General features: G+C 57.2%; 4 protein-coding genes. 1 reads left to right on the forward strand and 3 read right to left on the reverse strand.

Going from position 1 to position 6,416, the window contains the following annotated elements; all coding sequences use genetic code 11:
• Positions 1-5 precede the first annotated feature (5 nt).
• Both A8710_RS11130 and hemE read right to left on the reverse strand, forming a co-directional pair.
• Positions 6-1,682, reverse strand: coding sequence for an ABC1 kinase family protein (locus A8710_RS11130; protein ID WP_068860543.1), 1,677 nt, complete (start codon positions 1,680-1,682; stop codon positions 6-8).
• Between the two features lie 61 nt (positions 1,683-1,743).
• Positions 1,744-2,811, reverse strand: coding sequence for a uroporphyrinogen decarboxylase (gene hemE / locus A8710_RS11135; RefSeq protein WP_068860545.1), 1,068 nt, complete (start codon positions 2,809-2,811; stop codon positions 1,744-1,746).
• A 124-nt stretch (positions 2,812-2,935) separates the two neighbouring features.
• On the opposite strand from hemE, the gene A8710_RS11140 reads away from it, so the two are divergent.
• Positions 2,936-3,334 (forward strand): hypothetical protein, encoded by a 399-nt coding sequence (locus tag A8710_RS11140; RefSeq protein WP_068860547.1) that lies wholly within the window; start codon positions 2,936-2,938, stop codon positions 3,332-3,334.
• A gap of 61 nt (positions 3,335-3,395) precedes the next feature.
• On the opposite strand, the gene A8710_RS11145 is transcribed toward A8710_RS11140, so the two are convergent.
• On the reverse strand, positions 3,396-6,416 hold a 3,021-nt coding region (locus tag A8710_RS11145; protein ID WP_157686405.1), incomplete at its 5' end, for a beta strand repeat-containing protein.

Raw genomic sequence — 6,416 nt, forward strand, 5'->3', positions numbered from 1 at the left:
AGGCATCAATCGCGATGCCCACGCTCCGTCCACCACAGCTGCGTCAGCATCCACAGCCAATAGCCGGTACAGCCGATAAGGCTGAGTAAGCCCAACACGTGCATGCCCAAAATATGCGGTCCTTGCTCCAGCTGCATCATCATGCCACTGACCAAAAATAGGCCGGCCAAGAGCACGGCGCGGGCTTGGCGATGACTGGCGCGCTCTAAGCGATTAACCAGTTTTGATAATTCTTCAACCTGCATAGGCGGCGGCCCGGCATAGTTGCCGCCGTTGCCATGCAAGCCCTGCGTACCTGGGTGATACAATCGCTCCACCGCATCCAACGCGCGCGAACGCACGGCACGGGCCAGCACTTTTGGGCTGTAGCGATTCGCCAAGGTGCGCCTAAGCAACGGCATGGCCTCGTCCATAAGCTGAAAGTTCGGATCAATAAGGCGACCGAAACCCTCCAACGTCACACAGGCCTTGGCCAGCAGCGTTAACTCACTGGGCAAGCGCAAATTGTAATTACGTAATACCGCCGCGATGGCATTGAGCAAGGCCGTAATGTCGAGCTCCGCCATCGGCACGCCATCAAACTGCTCAATCAGTGTGGTCACCTCCGAGAGCAGACCTTCGCGATTAATGTAGCGTCCCGCCGACCACTCAACTAAGACTTGGGTGACGGTATCGGGCTCTTGCAGAGCCACACCGCGAATCATGCGGATGAGCTGATCACGCCGCGTCGCGGTGAGCTTGCCGACCATACCGAAGTCGAGCATGGCAATGCGGCTGCCAGGCAGAATGAGGAAATTGCCGGGATGGGGGTCGGCATGAAACAGCCCGTCCTCCAACATCATTTTCCACACCGCTTGCGCGCCCCGGCGAGCAATGAGCTTACGATTCAGACCGGCGCGATCAATTTCTTCAATACTTTTCGCCGGAATCCCGCGAATAAATTCCTGCACGTTCAGGTCTTCGCAGGTCCATTCCCAATAAATGCGCGGCACCACCAGCCAATCCAAATGACGCAGATTTTCTCGCATGCGATCGGCGCTGCGTGCCTCCACCGTGAAGTCCAATTCGCGCAGTAGCGAAGCCTCGAACTCCTGCACTATCTCGATGGGCTGATAACGGCGCAGCTCCGGTGATTGCGCCTCAGCAATCTCGGCCAATTTGCGCAGCAAGCGCAGGTCAGCCTGAATCTTTTCTTCTACGCCAGGGCGACGAATTTTCAGCACCACCTCTTGGCCAATCGGCGTCACCGCCCGATAGACCTGCGCCATGGACGCCGTACCGACCGGCTTTTCATCGATTTCACGGAAACACGCGCCGACCTTGGCACCCAAACTACGCTCTAATTGCTGCTTAAGCTGAGCGAAAGGGACCGCCGCGGCTTGATCCTGGAGCTTCTCTAATTCGGTAATCCATTCGGCTGGCAGCAAATCCACGCGTGTGGCGAGGATTTGGCCGAGCTTCACGAAGGTCGGCCCCATGGCTTCCAAGGCTAATCGAGCGCGCGCCTCACTGGGCAAGCGGCGAATATCCGGGGGCAAGTCTTGGCGCAACCAACGCTTCAATAAACCGGCACGATTTTCTAAATGCAACCAGCGCACCAGGTCATCAAAACCATACTTAAGCAGAATGGCGATGAGCTCGCGCAGCCGTCCGAACTCACGCGCACTGGAAAAAAAATTCATGAAGGGGCATCCCGATTTTTCTCGTTATGCCCCGAGTGTAGCGGAACTTAGGCGGCTCTACTTAAACAGCGTGATACGCCCCCGACAGTTCGACCACGGCGTTGATAAACGCGCCCGCGTGAGCGGGATCGACATGCTGATCGATGCCATGCCCCAGATTGAAGATATGACCACTGCCCTGACCGTAGCTACTGAGAATGCGCGCCACTTCGTCATGAATACGCGCCGGTGGTGCAAAGAGCATGGATGGGTCCATGTTGCCTTGTAACGCGACACGGCTACCCACGCGCTGACGCGCTTGTCCAAGGTCGGTGGTCCAGTCCAGGCCGAGGGCATCGGCACCGGTATCGGCCATCGCCTCCAGCCACTGCCCACCGCCCTTGGTGAACAGGATGACCGGTACGCGGCGTCCGTCATGCTCGCGGATGAGTCCGTTGACGATCTGCTGCATATAGGCCAGCGAAAACTCCTGATACGCCGCGTGCGACAGTGCACCACCCCAAGAATCGAAGATCTGCACCGCCTGCGCACCCGCCAGAATCTGCGCATTCAAGTAAGACGTAACCGATTGCGCGAGCTTATCGAGCAGCGCGTGCAACACCGCTGGCTGCGTCACCATCAAGGTTTTCGCGGCGCGGAAGTCCTTCGATGAACCACCTTCGACCATGTAGGTCGCCAGCGTCCACGGGCTGCCGGCAAAGCCGATCAGCGGCACGTGGCCATTGAGCTCACGGCGGATGGTGCGTACCGCATCCATGACATAGCCCAGGTCTTTTTCTGGATCAGGAATCGGCAGCGCATCGACCTCGACCTGCGAGCGCACGGTTTTGGCAAACCGCGGGCCTTCACCGGTCTCGAAATACAGGCCCAGACCCATGGCATCGGGGATGGTGAGAATGTCGGAGAACAGAATGGCGGCATCGAGCGGATAGCGATCCAGCGGCTGCAAGGTCACTTCACAAGCCAGCTGCGGATTCATCATGAGTTTCATGAAGTCGCCGGCCTGAGCGCGCGTTTCACGGTACTCTGGCAAGTAGCGTCCGGCTTGGCGCATCATCCAAACGGGCGTGCGATCCACAGGCTGACGCAGCAAGGCGCGCAGGAAACGATCATTCTTTAGGTCGGACATGGAAGCTCTCAAGTCAGTCATGGCGAGGGGGCTGGCGCAGGATTGTGCACTAGGTCTGCGAACATTTTGGGTCTATTGTAGCATCGATGGAATTTGACATTGACTGGGCATCAGGAGTTTCGTCATGCAAGGTTCAACCACCAACATCAAACTTTTCGCGCTGACGCTGGGCCTGCTCGTGCTAACCGGCTGCGCCACCCGCGAGCGCTACGAGAACGAGCTGCAGGGCTGGGTCGGCTCCAACATTAAGGTCGTGATGGATGCCTGGGGCTATCCCTCCGGTAGCTTTGAGTCGCCCACCGGCAACCTCGTGTATGTCTGGGATAAGCAAGGCAGCTATACCGTGGCACCCACCATTTCAACGTCAATATTTACCGGCTCCCGCGGGAGTGGCTTTGGTACCGGCGTGGGTTTTGGCTTTGGTGATCGTGTGGGTTTGTTGCGCTGCCAAACTTACTTTGAAGTGGATAAGGCCAAGACCATCCTGAGCTGGAAAACTCAAGGGAACGATTGCCGGAAGTAATCCAGCGCTCATAAAAAAGCCCCGCTGCCTTTCGGCAGCGGGGCTTTTGATTTAAACCGACTTAGAGTCGGAAGATCCACTCCCCGTTTAACTGCTCGGTGAATCCGTTGTAGGTATTCAACTGCGGCGCACTCACCGGGCTTAAGCCGCGGGACAACGCACCATTGACCGGTAAATTACCCTCCACCTGCAACGGCATCAGGATCTGCTCCATGAACTGACGGCTGTTTGCCAGCGTGCCACCCACCACTTGGAAGCCCTGCTTAATCAACGCCGATTCGAGACCTTGCTCACCGATCAGCAACTGAATACGCGGCAAGTCCACATTGTCGCCACTCACATCAATGATCCAGCCAGTGATGTTGGGTCGACCCGTGTTCACCGTGTTTACGGTGGGTGCCTTCACCGTAACTGCACCACCACCTAAGCCGGTTTTGGCTACTAGTGAGCTAATGGTCACCGCATTGGTGGCACTGTAGTTGATGGTGCCGCTACCGGCCTGAGTCGAAGCCGTCGGCGTCATTGTGACGGTTTGACCCGACACAGTGATATCACCACTGCCTGAAGTCGATACTGGACCGGTTTGGGTCAGAGTTTCGCTGGTCTGCAAGGCAATATCGCCACCGTTTGCCGTGACGCTCGCCACGATGAACGAACCAGGGTTGTTAAAGAAGACCCCTCCCGACTGTGTAGCCTTCGCGGTGAGCGTACCAATTGCCGTTTCCAATACCTGACCGGCTCGGCCAATGCCTTGGGCAGCTGTGGCATTTAGGCTTTGCGCGGTAATGTTAATGACGGGCTTCGTCGCATCATCATTATCCGCGTCAAGGATTGCGCCTGTAGTTGCCACCAAGGTCACTGCACCGTTTGCATCTGTTGCCACGATGCTGCCAATGCCAAGGTCCCCTGTCGTGCTAGTGGCCGACACATTCGCTGCCGTGAGGTTAGCGCGCGTCACACCATCTTTTTCAACCACGGCAATGTCGCCCGTGGTATCGATGTCGAGCAGTGAGCCTGCGTTGGTGTTGATGAATACGGCACCCTGCGCGGTTACCTTGACTTGGTTGCCCGTCAAGCTATTGGGCATGCCTGTAGCGCCTGTTAAGCCACCACCCGTGATTGCCAAGTTAATGTTGCCACTGGTCGACACTTCATCCAGCGCGAGGGCACCGTTCTGTGCCAGAACGATATCGCCGCTCGTGCTGGTCGCTTTCAGCGTGTCGGTTTGCAGCGTCAGAGGCGAGGTTGAGGTCGGGCTCGTCTGAGTGCCGATACCCGAACTGGCTGACAAAACGGTGCTGCTCGCCGTCACAGCGGGTGCAGTCACATCCGCCGCCTGAACGATACTACCGGTCGTTGACGTCAGCGTTGCTGTGGAAGTTTCACCACCTGCCACCACACGCTTCACCGTCATCGTGCTAGGGGAGGTCGGCGTGCCCGCTGAGGTCGCTTCAATATCACCGTCAGTGGTGCTGAGGCGCTCCAGAGTGATCGAGTCTGCTTCGCTAATCACGATGCCACCCTTCTTGGAGAGGACAACATCTGCACGATCCACCGCTGTGCTGATGTTGACGCCATCCTCAGCCGTCACCGTCAGGTCTTTGGCGGCAATTTGACCCGCTGACGTCATAGGATCTGAAGTCGCTACAGCGGTGGTGAGCTTGCCCTTCACATCGAAGGTTGCCGAGCCGTTAATGGCGACATCACGAGCCAATACATCATCACCCGCCTTCAGATTGAAAGTGCCCGAGTTCGTGCTGACTTGGGTTAATTCTATCGCGTTAGTCTCTTCAATGTTGATGTCGCCTGTGCCGGTGACCTTGGCGATCAGCTTATTCAAGCTAGTGCGCAATGCATTGCCGATACCTGTTTTGGCGGCAGCGTCCAGTGTGCCCGCTTGAACGTGCAGCGTCGTGTTGGTTTGACCCGTAATGGCGCCGTTCGTGGCTTTAAGCGTGACCGTGTTAGCGTCTGCGACACTGAGTGCGGCAACGTTGATGTTGTTATCAGCCGTCAGCGTCACATTACCCGAGGCCACATCGATTCGGGTTGCCGCTGGCGAGTTATTCGCCCCAGCATCACGCATCGTGATGTTGCCGCCAGTCGGGTTAGCGCCTGTGGTGGCCTTCGCTGTCAGCAGTGCATTGCCTTCGTTCAGCTTGCTGTTGGCGTTCTGCAGGAGGTCTCCCGCATTCGCTGTCAGCGTCAGATCACCTTTGTTCAGCGTGATATCAGCGTTCTGCGTGATCGACGTGGCCGCATCCACCGTGATGTTGCCGTCAGCGAACGTGCCGTCTACACGAGCCGCAGTCGCGTTCGTGGTCAACGTATCGTTCAGCGTCACGAAGCCTTTCGCCGTCTTCAGTGCAATGTCACCCGCTGTGGTGGACACCGCATCACCCACGGTGATGTTGGTGTCAGCAGTCAGGGTCACGTCTTTTGTCGCGCTGATTGCAGCGTCGATATCCGTGTCGATCTTGCCCGCTGTCGCCGTCAGCTTCACCGCACCACCTTGCGTGGTGATGGTGTTGTTGGCCAGCAAGTCAGTACCTGCCGTCAGGGTGATATCGCCCAGCTTCGTCGCCAGAATCTCACTGTCGATCTGCTTACCTGCGCTATAAACAATATTGCCCGCATTGGTGATGTCGGTTTTCTTGCCCGTGGTCATCTTGAGGTTGCCCTCAGTGGCCGTCACCGACACATCACCGTTCTTCACCAGGATGTCCGCGTTCTGGGTCACATCGGTTTTCGCTGTCAGCATCACATTGCCGGCCGCGAATTTGCCGCTCGTGGCATCGCGAGTTGCCGTCGAGCTCGTGCTCAGATTGTCGTTCAGCGTGATGCTGCCCTTCGTCGCCGTTAACGAGACATTACCTTCTGTCGTAGCAATCGTGTCGTCGATCACGATGTCCGTGTCGGCCAAAAGCGTCACGTCTTTTGTCGCGCTAATCGGCGCATCGCCTTCTGTCGTAATCGAACCCGTTTCAGCCTTCACCCCAATTTTGCCCAGTAGCGACTTTAGGATGCTGCCGATTGTCACCGAGTTCTTGGCGGTGAGGCTGATGTCGCCGGCCGTTGTGCT

Source organism: Perlucidibaca aquatica (assembly GCF_001676655.1).
Classification (GTDB): domain Bacteria; phylum Pseudomonadota; class Gammaproteobacteria; order Pseudomonadales; family Moraxellaceae; genus Perlucidibaca; species Perlucidibaca aquatica.

What these genes read in the sequence shown, in the direction of transcription:
- A8710_RS11130 (WP_068860543.1), bottom strand. Translation starts at nt 1,682, where the DNA reads ATGAATTTTTTTTCCAGTGCGCGTGAGTTCGGACGGCTGCGCGAGCTC.
- hemE (WP_068860545.1), bottom strand. Translation starts at nt 2,811, where the DNA reads ATGTCCGACCTAAAGAATGATCGTTTCCTGCGCGCCTTGCTGCGTCAG.
- A8710_RS11140 (WP_068860547.1), top strand. Translation starts at nt 2,936, where the DNA reads ATGCAAGGTTCAACCACCAACATCAAACTTTTCGCGCTGACGCTGGGC.